The organism is Rhodococcus sp. DMU1 (assembly GCF_012272955.1).
GTDB classification, from domain to species: domain Bacteria; phylum Actinomycetota; class Actinomycetes; order Mycobacteriales; family Mycobacteriaceae; genus Rhodococcus; species Rhodococcus aetherivorans.
On sequence record NZ_CP050952.1, the window covers coordinates 5,937,470 to 5,955,253 of the forward strand.

At 69.3% G+C, this 17,784-nt stretch carries 22 protein-coding genes; 17 read left to right on the plus strand and 5 right to left on the minus strand.

Going from position 1 to position 17,784, the window contains the following annotated elements; all coding sequences use genetic code 11:
- Positions 1 to 11: 11 nt before the first annotated feature.
- Entirely contained in the window at positions 12 to 233 is a 222-nt protein-coding gene (locus tag HFP48_RS27240; protein WP_006932247.1) for a CsbD family protein, read from the minus strand.
- Between the two features lie 292 nt (positions 234 to 525).
- Between HFP48_RS27240 and HFP48_RS27245 the strand changes: the two genes are divergently transcribed.
- The 10 genes from HFP48_RS27245 to HFP48_RS27290 are packed head-to-tail and all read left to right on the plus strand — an operon-like array spanning position 526 to position 5,997.
- Positions 526 to 1,239 (plus strand): hypothetical protein, encoded by a 714-nt coding sequence (locus HFP48_RS27245; RefSeq protein WP_050036167.1) that lies wholly within the window; start codon positions 526 to 528, stop codon positions 1,237 to 1,239.
- Positions 1,240 to 1,244: 5 nt separating this feature from the next.
- Complete coding sequence (locus HFP48_RS27250; protein ID WP_168580416.1) at positions 1,245 to 2,504, plus strand: SRPBCC family protein; 1,260 nt, start codon at positions 1,245 to 1,247, stop codon at positions 2,502 to 2,504.
- Positions 2,501 to 2,914, plus strand: coding sequence for a gas vesicle protein GvpJ (gene gvpJ / locus HFP48_RS27255; RefSeq protein ID WP_185713320.1), 414 nt, complete (start codon positions 2,501 to 2,503; stop codon positions 2,912 to 2,914). Before HFP48_RS27250 ends, gvpJ (HFP48_RS27255) begins: the two co-directional genes overlap by 4 nt.
- Positions 2,914 to 3,711 (plus strand): GvpL/GvpF family gas vesicle protein, encoded by a 798-nt coding sequence (locus HFP48_RS27260; protein WP_050036169.1) that lies wholly within the window; start codon positions 2,914 to 2,916, stop codon positions 3,709 to 3,711. Before gvpJ (HFP48_RS27255) ends, HFP48_RS27260 begins: the two co-directional genes overlap by 1 nt.
- 3 nt (positions 3,712 to 3,714) lie before the next feature.
- On the plus strand, positions 3,715 to 3,972 hold the full coding sequence (locus HFP48_RS27265) for a gas vesicle protein GvpG (RefSeq protein WP_050036170.1): 258 nt from the start codon (positions 3,715 to 3,717) through the stop codon (positions 3,970 to 3,972).
- Positions 3,973 to 3,978: 6 nt separating this feature from the next.
- Positions 3,979 to 4,317 carry a gas vesicle protein GvpO gene (gvpO, locus tag HFP48_RS27270; protein ID WP_050036171.1) on the plus strand — a complete coding sequence of 113 codons (339 nt, stop codon included), beginning with the start codon at positions 3,979 to 3,981 and terminating at the stop codon, positions 4,315 to 4,317.
- Positions 4,314 to 4,700 carry a gas vesicle protein GvpJ gene (gene gvpJ / locus HFP48_RS27275; RefSeq protein WP_050036172.1) on the plus strand — a complete coding sequence of 129 codons (387 nt, stop codon included), beginning with the start codon at positions 4,314 to 4,316 and terminating at the stop codon, positions 4,698 to 4,700. Before gvpO ends, gvpJ (HFP48_RS27275) begins: the two co-directional genes overlap by 4 nt.
- On the plus strand, positions 4,693 to 5,481 hold the full coding sequence (locus HFP48_RS27280; RefSeq protein WP_168580417.1) for a GvpL/GvpF family gas vesicle protein: 789 nt from the start codon (positions 4,693 to 4,695) through the stop codon (positions 5,479 to 5,481). Before gvpJ (HFP48_RS27275) ends, HFP48_RS27280 begins: the two co-directional genes overlap by 8 nt.
- On the plus strand, positions 5,478 to 5,711 hold the full coding sequence (locus tag HFP48_RS27285; RefSeq protein WP_168580418.1) for a gas vesicle protein: 234 nt from the start codon (positions 5,478 to 5,480) through the stop codon (positions 5,709 to 5,711). The genes HFP48_RS27280 and HFP48_RS27285 overlap by 4 nt, the downstream gene beginning before the upstream one ends.
- Positions 5,704 to 5,997, plus strand: a complete 294-nt coding sequence (locus HFP48_RS27290; RefSeq protein WP_006932222.1) for a gas vesicle protein K — start codon at positions 5,704 to 5,706, stop codon at positions 5,995 to 5,997. Before HFP48_RS27285 ends, HFP48_RS27290 begins: the two co-directional genes overlap by 8 nt.
- Before the next feature lie 11 nt (positions 5,998 to 6,008).
- On the opposite strand, the gene HFP48_RS27295 is transcribed toward HFP48_RS27290, so the two are convergent.
- Together HFP48_RS27295 and HFP48_RS27300 are read right to left on the minus strand one after the other, a co-directional pair.
- Entirely contained in the window at positions 6,009 to 7,145 is a 1,137-nt protein-coding gene (locus tag HFP48_RS27295) for an acyl-CoA dehydrogenase family protein (RefSeq protein ID WP_050036174.1), read from the minus strand.
- 9 nt (positions 7,146 to 7,154) lie between these two features.
- The gene (locus HFP48_RS27300; RefSeq protein ID WP_029546726.1) at positions 7,155 to 8,327 is read right to left on the minus strand and encodes an acyl-CoA dehydrogenase family protein; all 1,173 of its coding nucleotides are present in this window, start codon (positions 8,325 to 8,327) and stop codon (positions 7,155 to 7,157) included.
- 203 nt (positions 8,328 to 8,530) lie between these two features.
- On the opposite strand from HFP48_RS27300, the gene HFP48_RS27305 reads away from it, so the two are divergent.
- Positions 8,531 to 9,169: a TetR/AcrR family transcriptional regulator gene (locus tag HFP48_RS27305; RefSeq protein ID WP_006932215.1), complete on the plus strand. Its 639-nt coding sequence runs from the start codon at positions 8,531 to 8,533 to the stop codon at positions 9,167 to 9,169.
- Here the strand turns inward: HFP48_RS27305 and HFP48_RS27310 are convergent.
- Entirely contained in the window at positions 9,150 to 9,653 is a 504-nt protein-coding gene (locus HFP48_RS27310) for a nitroreductase family deazaflavin-dependent oxidoreductase (protein ID WP_168580419.1), read from the minus strand. The two genes, HFP48_RS27305 and HFP48_RS27310, sit on opposite strands and share 20 nt — an antisense overlap.
- A 92-nt stretch (positions 9,654 to 9,745) precedes the next feature.
- On the opposite strand from HFP48_RS27310, the gene HFP48_RS27315 reads away from it, so the two are divergent.
- The 6 genes from HFP48_RS27315 to HFP48_RS27340 all read left to right on the plus strand — a co-directional run bounded on the left by HFP48_RS27315 (position 9,746) and on the right by HFP48_RS27340 (position 16,983).
- Positions 9,746 to 10,540, plus strand: a complete 795-nt coding sequence (locus tag HFP48_RS27315; protein WP_168580420.1) for an LLM class F420-dependent oxidoreductase — start codon at positions 9,746 to 9,748, stop codon at positions 10,538 to 10,540.
- A gap of 136 nt (positions 10,541 to 10,676) precedes the next feature.
- Positions 10,677 to 11,903, plus strand: coding sequence for an acetyl-CoA acetyltransferase (locus HFP48_RS27320; RefSeq protein ID WP_043800967.1), 1,227 nt, complete (start codon positions 10,677 to 10,679; stop codon positions 11,901 to 11,903).
- A gap of 10 nt (positions 11,904 to 11,913) precedes the next feature.
- Positions 11,914 to 13,431 (plus strand): carotenoid oxygenase family protein, encoded by a 1,518-nt coding sequence (locus HFP48_RS27325; RefSeq protein WP_006932208.1) that lies wholly within the window; start codon positions 11,914 to 11,916, stop codon positions 13,429 to 13,431.
- 10 nt (positions 13,432 to 13,441) lie between these two features.
- The gene (locus tag HFP48_RS27330; RefSeq protein ID WP_201356142.1) at positions 13,442 to 14,383 is read left to right on the plus strand and encodes a helix-turn-helix domain-containing protein; all 942 of its coding nucleotides are present in this window, start codon (positions 13,442 to 13,444) and stop codon (positions 14,381 to 14,383) included.
- 50 nt (positions 14,384 to 14,433) lie between these two features.
- Entirely contained in the window at positions 14,434 to 16,236 is a 1,803-nt protein-coding gene (locus HFP48_RS27335) for an ABC transporter substrate-binding protein/permease (RefSeq protein ID WP_050036180.1), read from the plus strand.
- Between the two features lie 3 nt (positions 16,237 to 16,239).
- Positions 16,240 to 16,983, plus strand: a complete 744-nt coding sequence (locus tag HFP48_RS27340) for an amino acid ABC transporter ATP-binding protein (RefSeq protein WP_168580421.1) — start codon at positions 16,240 to 16,242, stop codon at positions 16,981 to 16,983.
- 72 nt (positions 16,984 to 17,055) lie between these two features.
- Here the strand turns inward: HFP48_RS27340 and HFP48_RS27345 are convergent, their stop codons facing one another.
- Positions 17,056 to 17,682 carry a TetR/AcrR family transcriptional regulator gene (locus tag HFP48_RS27345; protein WP_029546733.1) on the minus strand — a complete coding sequence of 209 codons (627 nt, stop codon included), beginning with the start codon at positions 17,680 to 17,682 and terminating at the stop codon, positions 17,056 to 17,058.
- Positions 17,683 to 17,784: the final 102 nt, after the last annotated feature.

Consider the following 17,784-nt stretch of genomic DNA (forward strand, 5'->3'; position numbering starts at 1 on the left):
CGCGGGGAGGCTCAGCGGAGATCGGAACGATGTGACCTGTTCTTGAATCGCCCTTGGGCATTCCTTACCGCGTGGGTGAGGTGGTCGCCGAACTGCTTGACGCGCCCGGAGACCTGGCCGCGCCTGCCCACGCTCTGCAGGTTCTTGTTTCCGGTCCGCTTGCCCAGGTTGTACCGGGTCTTGCCGACCACTTCCTCGGCCTTGTGCATCACCTTGTTGGCGAGGTGAGCCATGGTGCCCTCCTTAGCATTTCTGCGGGGACGGAGCCGCGCCCCGTCGAGGGTTGTCATACCCCAGGGGTGCCGCCGGGAAACACCTCCGGGACATACCGATCGGTCCTTTATCACACCCTGGTGGTGCCGCACGCGCATTCCTGTTGATCGTCAGCGAACCGATGTTTGAAATGCGTAGTGTGGGCTACACCACATTCGAACCGCACCGCGGGCCCGACGCACCGGACCAGACATCGTGCGCAGCCGAGAACCTGCCCGCATCGCGGCCACTTGCAGGCGAAGGAGAATGGTCATGAAAGGTGGGGCACGAGTCGCTGCCGGGGTGAGTATCGGGTACTTCCTCGGTCGCACGCACAAGATGCGGCTGGCGTTGATGCTCGCGGGGGCAGGCCTGACGGGACGCCTGCCGAGCAACCCGCAGGACATCCTCAAGCGTGGGGCCTCGATGGTCGGGTCCTCCCCGGAACTCGTCAAGATCACCGATACGGTTCGTGGCGAACTGTTGATGGCCGCCCGCGCGGCCGCGGTCACCGCCGCGAGCAACCGGATCGATTCGCTCAACGATCGGCTCCAGCAGCGCGCCGCCGGACGTTCCAAGGCTGCCGAGGAGGAGCCGGAGGAAGAGGAGTACGCCGGCGAGGAGCCCGAAGACGAGTACGCCGAAGGCGAATACGAGGAGGAGCCGGGCGAGGAGTCCGCCGAAGAGGAGGAGTACCCGGAGGAGGAAGCCGAAGAGGAGGAAGCCCCGGAGGAGGAAGAGGGCGCTCCGGAAGAGGCCGAGGAAGCCGAGGAGGAGGCCCCGAAGCCCGCGCGGCGGCGGCCGGCCGCCCGACGGCGCACCTCGGAATCCGCGAGCCGTCCCAAGGCATCCCGGGCCAAGTCGAAGCCACAGGAACCGGAGGAGTCCGGCGACGAGGGCGAGGAGCCGTCGAAGCCCCGGCGACGCAGCACCCGCGCTGAGACACCCTCCACCGGACGCGCTCCGGTCCGGCGCACGAGGAAGTGAGTCCGATGACGCGATCACTCGGAGACGCCACCCGCCGGCTGGGCAAGACCGCCACGGAGACCGTCGGCAAGGCCGGCAAGACCGCCGCCGGCACCGCGGGACAGGCCGGTAAGACGGCCACCGGGGCGGCCGGCAGCGCCGGCAAGGCGGTGCAGGACCTCTCACCCACCAAGCACCTGCAGAAGTCGCTGCAAGGTCTGGCCGGGACGTTTGCCGAGCGTGCCCTGTCGACGGTCTCCGACAAGGTGACCGGGACTGCTGGGCGCCTCAACGACTATGCCGAGGGCGGGGGCGGCAACCTGATGAGCGCCTTGACCGGCGGCCAGAAGTCCGCGGAGGGCGAGTCGTCGGTCAAGTCCGCCATGAGCACCGGCCTGGAGAACATCAAGCAGACCGCCAAGGACAAGTTCGAGGGCGTCAAGGAATCCCTCGGCGGAGGCGGAAAAGGCAAGGGCGCCGGCGGCAAGAAGATCAAGCTCACCAATATCGTCGAGCAGATCGACGTCGGCGTCCCGATCGAACTTGCCTACGACATGTGGACCCAGTTCGCGGACTGGCCGAAGTTCATGAAGAAGGTCGAGCAGGTCGAGCAGGCTTCCGACGAGAAGCTGCAATGGACCGGGAAGGTTTTCTGGTCGCGACGCACGTGGGAGTCGACGATTCTCGAACAGGTTCCGTTCGATCGGATCGTGTGGCGCTCGAAGGGCGCCAAGGGCTACATCGATGGGGCGGTGACCTTCCACGAGCTCACCGACAACCTGACCCGGATCATCATGGTGCTCGAGTACCACCCCAAGGGGCTGTTCGAGAAGACGGCCAACCTGTGGCGGGCCGTGGGTCGACGAGCACGACTGGAGTTCAAGCACTTCGAACGCCATGTGATGACCGAGGCCGTCCTGCACGCCGAGGACATCCAGGGCTGGCACGGCGAGATCCGTGACAGCGAGGTCGTCAAGGACGACGAGACCGCCCGGCGCGAAGAGGAGGAACAGGAGCAGGAGGACCAGGAGCAGGACGTCGGGGACGAAGGCGCCGAGGACGAGACCGAGGACGAACTCCCCGAGGATCAGGACGAGGAAGACGAAGGCCTGCAGGACGAGGAAGACGAGGAGCCGGAGGAGGAAGACGAAGGCCTGCAGGACGAGGAGGACGAGGAGGACGAGGAGCCGGAGGAGGAAGACGAGGAGCCCGAGGAGGAACCGGCACCCTCACGGCGACGGCGCGCGGCCACCCGTAAGGGTGGCAGGCAAGGAGCACGCACATGAGCATCCAACCCGCCGGCGGCGGGGGCGGCGGAGGCGGCGGCGGCACCATGGCCCGTCCGAATTCGTCGGGCCTGGCCGATGTCATCGACACCATCCTGGACAAGGGACTCGTCATCGACGCGTTCGTGCGGGTGTCGCTGGTGGGCATCGAACTGCTGACCATCGACGCACGCATCGTCGTTGCCAGTGTCGACACCTATCTGCGATTCGCCGAGGCGGTGAACCGGCTCGAGATCTCGCAGAACGAACCGAAGGGCCTGCCCGACCTCGTCGGTGACATCACCCAGGGCGGCGCGAAGCACAAGACCAAGGGCGCGCTCGAGGCCGCGGGCGAGAAGGTCATGGACTTCCTCGGCGACGTGGAGGACAAGCGGCAGCCGGCCAGCCGACCGAAGAGAAGGGGGGATTGATGTCCACCGATCAGGCCGCAGAGGCACCCGAGAGCGAAGGCGGGCAGAGCACCGCGATATACGTGTACGGCATCGTGCCGGCCGACGTGGAGCCCGAGGAACACGCGAAAGGCGTGGGGAAGCCCCAGAGCGACGTCGCGGTGGTGCGCCACGGCGACATCGCCGCACTGGTCAGCGAGATCTCGGTCGACCGGCCGCTCGGCACGCCCGACGATCTGAAGGCGCACGCGGAACTGCTGGACGGTTCCGCGGCCGTCGCGCCCGTGCTGCCGCTGCGATTCGGGGCGGTGATGACGGATGCGGAGGCGGTGGAAAGGGAGCTGCTCGAGGAGCACCACGACGAGATGAAGGCAGCACTCGACGAACTCGAGGGCCGCGCGCAGTTCGTGATCAAGGGCCGCTACGTCGAGAACGCCGTCCTGCGCGAGGTGCTCGACGAGAACTCCGAGGCCGCCCGGCTGCGCGACGAGATCCGCGACAAGCCGGAGGACGCCACCCGCGACGCCCGCATGGCCCTCGGGGAGATCATCAGCCAGGCGATCGAGGCCAAACGCGCCGAGGACACCCGCCGGGTGGTCGACGCCCTCGAAGCCCTCGAACCGATGGTCAACGACCGCCAGCCCACCCACGAGGAGGACGCGGCCCACGTCGCCGTCCTCGTCGAGCTCGACCGTCAGGGCGAACTCGAGGAGGCGGTGGGTTCGCTCGCACAGGAGTGGGACGGCCGGGTCGAGATGACGCTGCTGGGCCCGATGGCGGCGTACGACTTCGTGATGAAGCGGGAACCGGAGGGCTGACGCATGGGACTGATCTCGTCCATCCTCATGTTGCCGTTCGCCCCGGTCAAAGGCGTGATCTGGCTCGGCGAAGTCATCCAGGACCAGGTCGAGCAGACGCTCCACGACCCGGCGACCATTCGGAGGGAGCTCGAGGAGATAGACGAGGCGGCGGCGGCCGGACAACTGTCGGAGGACGAGAAGGAGAAGGCCCAGCAGGCCGTCCTGGACCGCATGATCCGACCTGGCGGTGGCACGACATCCGCCGAGGGGAGGGAGTGAGACCCCGTGAGCGGCAAGACGACGCCCGAGGATTCCGACGACGTCCAATCGTCGGAACCGGGTCAACTGCCTGCGCTGACGGCAGGCGAGGCCGCCGCGACCGCGATCGAGCAACTCACGCGACTGACCTCGAAGGAACCGCAGGGGGCCACCTCGGTGGAGCCGGCCGATCACGGCTGGACGGTGGAGGTCGAGGTGCTCGAGGATCGGCGCATCCCGTCGTCGGCGGACATGCTGGCCCTCTACGAGGTGGAGATCGACCTGGACGGAAACCTGCTGGCCTACCGCAGAACCAGGCGATACGGCCGCGGCAGCAGCGACATCGGGGGAAGGGACCGGGCATGACGGTGATGGGGGGCAGCTCGTCGCCGCAGCCGTCCGGGGGCGGTCACCAGTCGACGAACCTCGGCGACATCCTCGAGCGGGTCCTCGACAAGGGGCTGGTGATCGCCGGCGACATTCAGGTGAATCTGCTCGACATCGAGTTGCTCACCATCAAGCTGCGGTTGGTGATCGCCTCCCTCGAGACGGCCAAGGCCGTGGGCATCGACTGGTGGGAGTCGGATCCGTGGCTCAGTAGCAAGGCCCGCAACCGCGAGATCGATCGGGAGGACGACAAGCTCGAACTCGAGAACCGGCGGCTGCGCGAGCGGATCGCCGAACTCGAGTCCGGGCAGGGCCGCGAGGCCGTCGAGAGCGCTCGCGTGGAAGAGGAGGATCGTGACTGACGGAACCGGAGTGTGGTTGTACGCCGTGACGGACGACGGGCTCGCCGAGGAGGACCTCGGCGGGCTCACCGGCGTCGCAGGGGAAGCAGTGCGCGCCGTGACCGCCGGGGGGCACGCCGCCGTCGTGGGTTCGGTGCCGCTCGAGGTGTTCGGGGAGGAGCCGTTGCGGCACAACCTCGAGGACCTGCAGTGGCTCGAGGCGACGGCCCGGGCGCACGACGCCGTGGTGTCCGCCCTCGTGCGGCGGGGTGCGGTGATCCCGCTGCGCCTGGCCACCGTCTATCTCGACGACGCCCGCGTGCGCGATCTGCTGGACGAGCGGCGTGCGGACTTCGAGTCGGCGCTGACCCTGGTGACCGGCCGCACGGAGTGGGGGGTCAAGGCGTACGGCGACCGGCGGGCCCTCGCCGACGCGGTGGCGGAGGCGCAGATCGCGGGCAGCGCCAAGGGCTCCGGCACCGCCTACCTGCTTCGTCGCCGCGCCCAGCTGTCGGCGCAGGAGTCCGTCGAGCGCGACGCCGCGGCCCGCGCCGACGAGATCCACTCCCGGTTGGTGCGGCAGGCCGCCGCCGGCCGGCGTCAAGCCGCGACGGATCCGGCGCTGAGCGGCCGGCGGGACTGGATGGTGCTCAACGGAACCTATCTGGTGGACGACGACCGCGCGGACGAGTTCGCGGCGACGGTCGAGGAACTCGGCAAGGAGTTTCCCGGGATCCGGCTGGAGCTGACCGGGCCGTGGCCGCCGTATTCGTTCGCCGGTGTGGAGCGGACATCCCCATGAATCACGTCAGCGAGAGCGCCGACGGCGAACGCCGCATCGCCCTCATCGACCTGCTGGACCGGGTGCTCGCCGGCGGGGTCGTCATCACCGGCGACATCAAGCTGTCCATCGCGGACGTCGACCTGGTGCAGATCTCGCTGCGTGCCCTGATCTCGTCTATCAGCACGCTGTCGGCAACCGGGATCGAACCGCCCGTCCCCCGCGACGCCCTGGAGGCGCCGGATGAGTGAATTCGAGGGCATTTCACCGCGTATCGACTCGGATCCCGAGTCGGTCGAGCGTGGGCTGGTCACGCTCGTCCTCACCCTCGTGGAGCTGCTGCGGCAGCTGATGGAGCGGCAGGCGCTGCGGCGCGTGGACGAGGGGGACCTGAGCGACGAGCAGATCGAGCGCATCGGCACCACCCTCATGCTGCTCGAGGAACGCATGGGGGAGTTGCGTGACCACTTCGGGCTCACCCCCGAGGATCTCAACATCGACCTCGGACCGCTGGGGACGCTGCTGCCCCGGGAGTGAGCCCGCGCCGCTCACATGCCGGCGACCTCGATGCGGTCGTGGTCCGCGACGGCCCCGGCGAGGATCCGCACGTGATCCTCCACGGTGCCGAGCGTGTGCTCGATCGCGGTCAGCCGGCTCACGTAGTGGCCGACCGGGTATTCGGCGGTGATGCCGATACCGCCGTGCATCTGGATCGCCTCCTGCCCGACCTTCCGTGCCGACCGGCCCACCTGCAGCTTGGCCCGCGACGCGATGGTCGGGTCGACGATGCCGTCGGCGAGGGCCATGGTGGCGTACAGGCTCATGCTCGACGCCAGTTCGAGCAGCACGTACATGTCGGCCGCGCGGTGGGTCAGGGCCTGGAAGCGGGCGAGGGGAGCGCCGAACTGCTTGCGCTGCTTGAGGTAATCGGTCGTCAGGCGCAGCGTCTCGGCCAGCGCACCGACCGCCTCCGCGCACAGGGCTGCCTGGGCCCGTACCTGGGCGGCGGTGATCGCCGCCGTGGCGTCCACGGCCTCGCCGAGCGGCACGGCAGCGGCCGAGTCGAGGACGAGTTGCGCGGCGCGGCGCTCGTCGTGGGTGCCGTACGCGGTGCGGGTGACGCCGGCCGCGTCGGCGTCGACGAGGAACAGCCCGACACCTCCCTCGGGAAGGCGGGCGGACACGACGAACGTCTCGGCGCAATCTCCGTGCAGCACAGGGTTCTTGCGGCCGGTGAGGGCCCAGGTGTCGCCGGTGCGGGCGGCGGTCGTGGCGACCTCGGTGGCGGGCCACCGGCTGCCGGGCTCGTCGTGGGCGAACGCGAGCAGCAGCGCGCCCTCGGACAGCCGTGGCAGGAGGTCCGCGCGCTGCTCGTCGGTGCCGACCTCGGCGACGAGGCCGCCCGGCAGGAACACCGCATTCAGCAGCGGTTCGGGGGCCAGGGCTCGGCCGATCTCGCCCATGACGGCCATGATCTCCACCGGTCCGGCGCCCATTCCGCCGTGCTCCTCGGCGAACGGCAGGCCGAGCACGCCGAGTTCGGCGAGCTGACGCCACACGTCGTCGCTCCAGCCGCGGTCGGTGTCGGCGACCTTGTTACGGGTCTCGGTGTCGTAGGTGCCCGAGAGCACGTCGCGGACGGTCTTGCGGAGCAGGTCCTGTTCGGTATCGAGTTCGAAGTTCATGACAGTGGCTCACAATCCGAGGATGGAGGAGGCAATGATCGAGCGCTGCACCTCGCTCGACCCGCCGTAGATGGACACCTTGCGGTAGTTCAGGTAGGTCGGGGCGGTGTGCTGCGCCCACTCCGGCGAGTCGATGCCCGCGGCGCCGACGGGCAGCGAGTCGGGTCCGGCGATGTCGGTGAGCAGTTCGGTGACCGCCTGCTGCAGCTCCGAGCCGCGCAGCTTCAGCAGCGACGACGCCGGATTGGGCTTGCCGTCGGCGGACCCGGCGACCACCCGCAGCTGCGTGAGCTCGAGCGTGAGCAGTTCGTTCTCGAGCTCGGCGAGGCGCGCGGCGAACAGCGGGTCGTCGATCAGGGTGCCGGATCCGGTCCGGGTCTGCGCGGCGAGCTGCTTGGCGCGGGCGAGCCGCACCTTGGTGGCGCCGACGCGGGCGATGCCGGTGCGTTCGTTGCCGAGCAGGAACTTCGCGTAGCTCCAGCCCGCGTTCTCCTCGCCGACCAGGTTCTCGGCGGGGACCCGCACGTTCTCGAAGAAGACCTCGTTGACCTCGTAGCTGCCGTCGACGAGCTTGATCGGGCGGACGGTCACGCCGGGCGTGGTCATGTCGATGAGCAGCATCGAGATGCCGGCCTGCTTCTTCGGCGCATCCGGGTCGGTGCGCACCAGGCAGAAGATCCAGTCGGCGTGCTGGGCGAGGGTGGTCCACGTCTTCTGGCCGTTGACGATGTAGTCGTCGCCGTCGCGCACCGCGCGGGTCTTGAGTGAGGCCAGGTCGGAGCCGGCCTCGGGCTCCGAGAATCCCTGGCACCACCAGATGTCGAGGTTCGCGGTGGCGGGCAGGAAGCGCTCCTTCATCTCCTGCGAGCCGAACTGCGCGATCACGGGACCGATCATGGATGCGTTGAACGGCAGCGGATCGGGCACCGAGGCGAGCTGCATCTCGTTGAGCCAGATGTTTCGCTGCACGGGGGTCCAGTCCTTGCCGCCCCACTCGACGGGCCAGTTCGGCACCGCCAGACCCTTGGCGTTGAGGATCTGCTGGCTCCGGACGACCTCGTCGCGGTCCAGGTGCCGGCCGGCAGCCACTTTCTCTCGGATCTCGGCGGGGAACTCGGTGGTGAAGAACGTGCGCAGTTCGTCGCGGAACGCGAGCTCTTCGTCGGTGAGCTTCAGGTTCATGGGGGCCTTCCGTCACGGTTGTGCCTGTGCGAGCGCAGCATGGGACCACGGCCCGATCCCGTTTTCACGCTGCATGATTCGCGGAGGGATGGGGGCTCGTTCGCCCTGGTGCTGCGTACACCCGTACTGTAACTTGACACTGTTAGGTTGTCCAGGCCGACCCCGGGACCGACCCCCGGACCGACGCCGAGGAAGGAGCGCCGATGGCACGACCCCGTACCCCGCTGCTCAGCCGCCCGCTCATCCGCGAGACCGCCCTGCGCCTCGTCGACGCGCACGGACTCGACGAACTGTCCATGCGCAAGATCGCCGCCGAGCTCCATGTCAGCGCGCCGTCGCTGTACAGCCACTACTCGAACAAGGACGAGCTGCTCGACGACATCGCCGACCAGGTCGGCGAGTCCGTCGACATCAGCGGATTCGACACCGACGACTGGCAGGAGGCGCTGCGCGTCTGGGCGAGGTCCTACCGCGCCGCTCTCGCCGAGCACCCGAACCTCGTACCGTTCCTCGCGCGCAGCCCGGGCCGGCGCGAGGTCGCGCTCGATCAGGCCAACGCCGTGCACGGCGGCCTGACCCGGGCCGGGTGGCCGCCACGGACCGCGACCCTGATCGGCGCGTCGATCAAGTACATCGTCGTCGGCTCGGCCATCGCCTCGTTCTCGGGCGGCTTCCTCGACGACCTCACCATCTACCGGGAGCGCTATCCCCATCTGTCCCAGGCACACCGGCTGCGCGAGCACGCGGACGAGATCGACCGCGACGGCTTCGAGCTGGCGCTCGAGTCGTTCCTGCAGGGCCTGGCGCAGCGGTTCGCGAGCCTCACCGGCGCGGATCGCTGACCGGTCTGTAGGTACGGCGCAACCGCACGAACCGCAGATGCCGGCCCGCCGCCCGGTAGTCGGCCTCGCTGCCGTCGACGTCGAAGCCCATAGCCGCGCACAACCGCGGCGCGACCTTCGGGTGCCGGCGCCCGTACCGCGCCATGAACTCCGCCGCCTCCTCCGGATCGAGGAACTCCGCGGCCACCGCGACTCGTTCGCGGCCCGACTCGATCCGCGCCGCGGGATGCGCCCGCAGGTTGCGGTACCAATCGGTCTGCTTCCCGAAGCCGACGGCCACGACGAATCCACCGGACGTGTCCTCGTGGTTCACCACCTCGAGCACCGTCTGCCGCGGCAGTCCGCTGCGCCGGCCGACGTGGTGCAGCAGCAGGAACCGGCGGCCCAGCACCCGCCCCAGCCCGATCCGGTAGAGGTGGATCGGAGCGCGCAGGAATCGGCGGCGCAGTCCGGTCGGTGGTGCGGCGGGCTCGGTGATGCGCATTCCTTCACTGTGCGCCCGATCCGTCCGCTGCACCACCGGGACGCCCACACGGATCGGCTGCGGGACCGGCGCGACGGCCCTACCGTTGACTCATGCACCGTCCCATTCGCATCGGTCTTCAACTGCAGCCCCAGCATCAGCCCGACTACGGGAAGATCCGCGACACCGTGCTCCGCGCCGAGGACGCCGGCGCCGACATCGTCTTCAACTGGGACCACTTCTATCCCCTCTCCGGGGACCCGGACGGCGCCCACTTCGAATGCTGGACGATGCTCGGCGCGTGGGCCGAACAGACCGAGCGCGTCGAGATCGGAGCGCTCGTCACCGGCGGCGGCTACCGCAATCCCGATCTGCTCGCCGACATGGCCCGCACCGTCGACCACATCAGCGGCGGCCGGCTCATCCTCGGCATCGGCGCGGGCTGGTTCGAGAAGGACTACGTCGAGTACGGCTACGACTTCGGCACCAAGGGTTCCCGGCTGAAACTGCTCGGCGAATACCTGCCCCGGATCACCGCGCGGCTCGCGAAGCTCAACCCCCAGCCGACCCGGCACATCCCGCTGCTCATCGGCGGCGGCGGACCCCGCAAGACCATCCCGCTGGTGGCGCAGTACGCCGACATCTGGCACAGCTTCGGGGACCTCGACACCCACAAGGAGAAGGCGGAGATCCTCGCGGCGCGCTGCGCCGACGCCGGCCGCTCACCGAACGAGGTCGAGCGGTCCGTGCCGTGGCCCGGAACCGCGCACGCGGCCGCCTTCGTCGACGCGGGCGTCACCCTGTTCACCGTCGGTGTCGGCGGTCCCGACTACGACCTGAGCGGCCTCCTCGAGGCGATCGGGTGGCGGGACGAGAACTCCGCACCGCCGCTGTCCGGGCTGGCCTGACCGGGCTACCCCAGGGCCGGGACGCGGCAACCGGGGTCCGGTTCTCGGCTGCCCGCGCGCACATCGTCGTTGCGTCCGCCTGGTCACTCTGTTTACTGTAGTTGAAGCCACGTATGGTCGACCCCCGCGGAAGGCGGTGAGCGGCGTGAACCCTGAAGGCGTGTGGATCGCCGGTGGATACCAGTCCGACTTCGCGCGGAACCTGACCCGGGAGGACCGGAACATCGCGGACCTCGTCGCGGAGACGGTGACGGAAACGCTGCGCGACGCCCGCATCGACGTCGCCGACGTCGGGGTGATCCACGTCGGCAATGCCTTCGGACAGCTCTACACCGGTCAGGGACACCTCGGCGGCATGCCGGCCTCCGTGCTGCCCGAGCTGTGGGGGATCCCGGCCACCCGGCACGAGGGGGCCTGCGCGTCCGGCTCCCTTGCCGTGCTCGCCGCGATGGCCGATCTCGAGGCCGGGCGCTACGACTGCGCCCTCGTGCTCGGCGTTGAACTCGAACGGTGCGTCCCCGGCGACGCCGGCACCCGGGTCATGAACGCCGCGGCCTGGGTGGGACAGGAAGGCGCCGACGCGAAGTACATGTGGCCGTACATGTTCGACAAGATCGCCGACGAGTACGACCGCCGCTACGGCCTCGACGACGAGCACCTGAGGGCGATCGCGGAACTGAACATCCGCAACGCCCGCGCCAATCCGAATGCGCAGACCCGCAACCGGACCTACGGACCCGGCAGTTTCGGCCCGGACGAGGCCGCCAATCCGGTGGTCGAGGGACGCCTCCGCAGGACCGACTGCAGTCCGCTGACGGACGGCGCCGCGGGCGTGGTGCTGCTGAGCAACCGCTACCTGAGCCGGCACCCACGCACCGTCGACGACATGTCCCGCATCCTCGGCTGGGGCCACCGCACGGTCGGACTGTCCTTGTCCGGCAAGCTCGCCCGCGACGGCGACGATCCCCTCGTCATGCCGCACGTGCGCGCCACGATCGTCGACGCGTTCGAGCGGAGCGGCATCGGCGGCGTCCGGGACCTCGACCTGATCGAAACACACGACTGCTTCACCGTCAGCGAATACCTGGCCGTCGACCACTTCGGGATCACCGCCCCCGGCCGGAGCTGGCAGGCGATCGAGAACGGCGACCTCGAGATCGGTGGCCGCATCCCCATGAACCCCAGCGGGGGCCTTCTCGGCGGCGGGCATCCGGTCGGCGCCACCGGAGTCCGGATGCTGCTGGACTGCCACCGCCAGATCACCGGCCGCGCCGGCGACTACCAGGTCCCCGGCGCCACACGAGCCGCGACCCTGAACATCGGCGGAAGTACGACCACCACGGTCAGTTTCGTCGTCGGCTGAAAGGACATCCATGGAACTCGAGATTCTGGGACGGGCACTGTCCACCCTGCCCGCGGACGACGACCACCCGTACCGCACCGGTCCGTGGCGCCCGCAACACACGGAGCGGCGCGCCGACGACCTCGAGGTGATCGGCGACCTGCCGGCCGACCTCGACGGCGTGTACCTGCGCAACACCGAGAACCCGGCGCACCCGGCACTCGAAGGTCTCTATCATCCCTTCGACGGTGACGGCATGATTCACGTCGTCGGATTTCGCGACGGAAAAGCCTTCTACCGCAACAGATTCGTGAAGACCGACGGCTTCCTGGCCGAGCAGGAGGCCGGTGGCCCGTTGTGGGCGGGCATCGCCGAACGGCCGCAGAACTCGATCCGCCAGGACGGCTGGGGCGCCCGCGGCCGCATGAAGGATGCCTCCAGTACGGACGTCACCGTGCATCGCGGCGTCGCCCTGACCAGCTTCTGGCAGTGCGGGGACCTCTACCGCCTCGACCCGACCACGCTCGAGACCCTCGGCAAGGCGACGTGGGACGGCCGATTCCCCTCCGACTGGGGCGTTTCCGCGCATCCCAAGGTCGACGTCCGCACCGGCGAACTGCTGTTCTTCAACTACGGCACCGACGCCCCGTACCTGCACTACGGCGTGGTCGACGCCGACGATCGGCTGGTGCACTACGTCGACATCCCCCTGCCCGGCCCCCGCCTGCCCCACGACATGGCGTTCACCGAGAACTACGCGATCCTCAACGACTGCCCCCTGTTCTGGATCCCGGAGGCCCTCGCGCGCGGCAAGTACGTGCCGCGCTACCACCCCGACCTGCCGATGCGGCTCGGCGTGATTCCCCGGCGCGGCCGTCCCGACCAGATCACCTGGTTCGACGCCGACCCGACCTACGTGCTGCACTGGACCAACGCCTACGAAGACGGCGACGAGATCGTGCTCGAGGGATTCCATCAGGAGACACCGGAACCGCCGGACGACGGCACCGGACCGATCTACCGGCGGCTGTTCCGTTCGCTGGCGCTCGACCGCATGGGCACCCACCTGCACCGCTGGCGGCTGAACCTGCGCACCGGCTCGCTCACCGAGGAACGGCTGTCCGAGTCCGTCACCGAATTCGGGATGATCAATCCGCATCACGGCGGCGTCCGCCACCGCTACACCTACGCCGCGACGGGGGTGCCGGGCTGGTTCCTCTTCGACGGCCTCGTCAAACACGACGTGCAGACGGGGGCGGAGGAGCACTACTCGTTCGGCGAGGGCGTCTTCGGCAGCGAGACCGTGATGGCGCCCCGCACCGGGTCGGCCGCCGAGGACGACGGCTACCTGATCACGATCACCACCGACATGAACCGGGACCGGTCCGAATGCCTGGTCTTCGACGCGCGGCAACCGGGGGACGGACCGCTCGCGCGGATCGGACTCCCCGAACGGGTCTCGAGCGGCACCCACTCGACCTGGGCGGCGGGTTCGGACCTCCCGGGGTGGCGGGACGCGGACCGGGCAGGCGACGTCCTGAACCTATGATCAGCTGTCGATGGCAGGTTCCGGCACGGTCACCGAACTCGAGCCGGGCGGTGACAACGCGATCGCGGTCACCCTCGGCATCCTCGGCGACGAGTGGAACCTGTGGATTCTGCGGTATGCGTTGCAGGGCGACCGCCGCTACCGGGACTGGATCGAGCGGGGGGAGATCTCCAACGCGGTGCTGACCGCGCGCCTGGCCCGCCTCACCGACGCGGAACTCCTCGAGCGGGTGCAGTACCAGGAGCGGCCGGCTCGACACGAGTACCGGTTGACGGCCCGCGGCCACGGCGTGTGGCCGGTTCTGCTCACCATGTGGGCGTGGGAGCAGCAGTGGGCGCCCGATCACCGGGGACAGCTCCCGGCCAGGCGGCACGCGGTCTGCGGCGCCCGGTTCACACCGGTGCTCGTCTGCGGCCACTGCGACCGGCCCGCCGGCGCACCCGACGTGGACGCGCAGCTCGGCCCCAGCGGACAGTGGCCGCGCAGCGTGCCGGCCGCGACCGGTCGCCGACGGTCCGGCCGTGCTCGCGCGCCGGAGATCCTGCCGCACACGATGGAACTGCTCGGCGACCGGTGGTCGGCGGCGCTGCTCGGGGCGGCGTTCCTCGGCGCCACCCGCTACGGGCAGTTCGCCGAGCGCATGGGGGCACCTCCGACGGTGGTGGCCGACCGGCTCCGGCGCTTCACCGAGCTGGGCGTCCTGCAGGAACTACCCAATCCCGACCGCCCGGCGTGGGTGACCTACCACCTCACCGACAAGGGGCGGGCGTTCTTCCCCGTTGTCGCCTGCATGATCGACTGGGGGCTGCGCTGGTTCCGCGCACCGGAGGGACCGGCGATCGTCCTGCGTCACCGCCACTGCGGCCACAGCTTCGCACCCGCACTGACGTGCAGTCACTGCAGGGAGCGGCTGCGGGCCTCCACGGTCTCGATCGAACCCACCGGCGGCTGACCCGCCCCGGCACACCCGTCGGACGGCGCGATTCGGATTAGGCTCCCACCATGCCCGAATCCGTGATGGCGAAACGGAGCACCGTGGCGGCGCTGCTCCTGGCGGTGCTCCTGGCGCTGACTGCGACGGCCTGTTCCTCGGGCGGTGGTCGACCGTCGGCTCCCCAGGACCTGTGTTCCCCGCCCGGGGTCGGCGGGGCCTCCGCCGCACCGACCAATCTCGACACGTCGGCCGCCGCCGCGGAGGACCGCTACACCACCCCGGGCGTGGTGCCGCTCGAGTCGATCGACGTTTCCGGGCTGAACCTCATCACCCCCGGTGTGCTCACCGTAGGCACGCTCTCCGACGCGCCACCGAGCATCTGCGTGAACTCCCAGGGCGAGTTCACCGGCTACGACAACGAACTGCTGAAGGCCATCGCCGAGAAACTCGGTCTCCGCGTGGAGTTCGTCGGCACCGAGTTCGCGGGCCTGCTCGCCCAGGTGGCCGGCCGGCGCTTCGACGTCGGCTCGTCGTCGATCACCACCACGGACGAACGTCGCCGGCTGGTCGGCTTCACCAACGGCTACGACTTCGGCTACTTCTCGCTGGTCGTGCAGAACGGCAGTCCCATCCGCGGCTTCGGGGACCTGAACGCGTCCACCCGCATCGGGGTCGTGCAGGGAACCGTCCAGGACGACTACGTCGTCAACACCCTCGGTCTCGATCCGGTGAAGTTCCCGGACTACAACACCGCGTACGCGAACCTGAAAACCGGCCAGATCGACGCGTGGGTGGCGCCGTCGCAGCAGGCCGAGGGCGCGATCGCGCCGGGTGATCCGACGTCGATCGTGCAGAACACGTTCAGCCTCAACAACTACGTCGGCTGGGCCGTGTCCCGGGAGAACCAGGCGCTGATCGACGCGCTCAACTCCGGGCTCGACGCCGTGATCGCCGACGGCACCTGGGCCGAGCTCTACACCGAATGGGTCCCCCGGGAACTGCCCGAGGGCTGGAAGCCCGGCAGCAAGGCCGCGCCGGAACCCGACCTGCCGGACTTCGCGGCGCTGGCCGCCGAAAACACCGCCAGCGGCGAGGAGCCGGCGGCCACGGCCCCGAAGTCCACGCTCGAACAGCTGCGCGAGACGTTCTTCTCGTGGGAGCTGTACCGGCACGCCTTCCCGGATCTGCTGAAGACCGGTCTGCCGAACACCCTGATCCTGGCGCTGACCTCCGGGCTCGCCGGCACGGTCCTCGGCATGCTGCTCGCCATGGCGGGGATATCGCGCACCCGCTGGCTGCGCTGGCCCGCCCGCGTCTACACCGACATCTTCCGCGGCCTGCCCGCGGTGGTGATCATCCTGCTCGTCGGCCTCGGCCTCGGCCCGGTGGTGCAGGGCGCCACGGGCAACAACCCGTACTGGCTGGGCGCGGCGGCGCTGGCGCTGCTCGCGGCCGCATACATCGGGGAGATCTTCCGCTCCGGCATCCAGTCGGTCGAACCGGGGCAGATGGAGGCGGCCCGGGCCCTGGGCTTCAGCTACCGCCGGGCGTTGACACTGGTGGTGATCCCGCAGGGCGTGCGGCGCGTGCTGCCCGCGCTGATGAACCAGTTCATCTCGCTCATCAAGGACTCGTCGCTCATCTACTTCCTCGGTCTGCTGGCCACCCAGCGCGAACTGTTCGCCGTCGGCCGCGACCTGAACGCGCAGACCGGCAACCTCTCGCCGCTCGTCGCGGCGGGCCTGTTCTACCTCATCCTCACCGTGCCGTTGACTCATCTCGTGAACTACATCGACCACCGCCTGCGCACCGGCCGGCCCGAGGCCACCCTCGACCCGCTCGAGCAGGAACTCGTCGTGGAGAGGGGCTGACCGATGCCGACCACCATCCGGGACAGCGTGTCCCTCACCGGGACCGGACTGCACCTGGCCTTCGGCACCCACAAGGTGCTGCGCGGCGTCGACATCCACGTCGACGCCGGCAAGACCGTCACCGTCATCGGCCCGTCCGGCTCGGGCAAGTCGACCCTGCTGCGCGTGCTCAACCGGCTGCACGAACCCGACGCCGGCGACATCCTCCTCGACGACCGCTCGGTGCTGAAGGACAACCCCGACGAGCTGCGGCAGCGGATCGGGATGGTGTTCCAGCACTTCAACCTCTTCCCGCACAAGACGGTGGCCGAGAACATCGCGCTCGGCCCCCGCAAGCTCAAGGGGCTGTCGAAGGAGCAGGCCCGCGCGCTCGCCCTCGAACAACTCGATCTCGTCGGCCTGAAGCACAAGGCCGACTCCCGTCCCGGCAACCTGTCCGGCGGGCAGCAGCAGCGCGTCGCGATCGCCCGCGCGCTCGCGATGGCCCCGCAGGTGATGTTCTTCGACGAGGCCACCTCGGCGCTCGACCCGGAACTGGTCAAGGGGGTCCTCGCCCTGATGGCCGATCTCGCGTCCGGCGGCATGACGATGGTGGTCGTCACCCACGAGATGGGCTTCGCCCGCTCGGCGTCGGACACGGTGGTGTTCATGGACCACGGCGCGGTCGTGGAAACCGGTCCCCCCGACGAACTGTTCGACGCCCCGAAGACCGAACGACTGCAGCAGTTCCTGTCGCAGGTGCTGTAGGCCGCTCCGCGGCCGGTGCGTCCTTCGGGTTGCCCCAGCCGCCCAAAGGACGCACCGGCGCGGTGCGCGAGGTCAGCCTCCTTCGGAAGTGCTCAACCGCTGCGCGGCGTCGTAGAGCGAATGGGCGTGTAGTTCGAACAGGGCGACGAGGTCGACGCTGTCGCCGCCGATCTCCTTGGCGATGAACAGCCCGTCGGCGCCGGCCATCGCGTACGTGGTCAGCAGGGCGACCGAGCCGTCCGACAGGCCGGGCGCGAGGTCGCGGATTGCGTCGACGAGGCGGAGGCGTGCTTGCTCACGCACCTGCAAGAACATTGTGCGGGCGCTCGGTTCGACCGGGCGCCGCTCGAGGGTGAGCATCAGCCCCAGCCGCAGGAAGTCCGGTGAATCCAACAGCGTCTTCGCGACCTGCATCGCCAGGGCCACGATGCGTTCGCGTGGGTTGTCGCCGTCCGGTACGGTCCACCCGGACAGCCAGGTGTCGAAACTGCGCTCGATCACCGCGGCGATCAGCTCGTCCTTGTCCTTGAAATGCCAGTAGATCGAGCTCGCGGGCAGACCGCACTTCTTGCTCACCAGCGCAATGCTGGTGCCCTCGTAGCCGCGCTCGGCGGCGACCTCCACGGCGGCGTCCAGAATCCGGCGACGGGACTCCTCGCCGTTCGCGCGGCGCTGCCGGGTCCTCTTCTGCTCGTCCACGAGCGCTCCTCAGGTTGCGACGGTGTGTATTGACTCACACTGCACGCCAGCTTACTGTAGTGACCACTACAGGAACAATCCCTGATCTTCGGCGGCCGGATT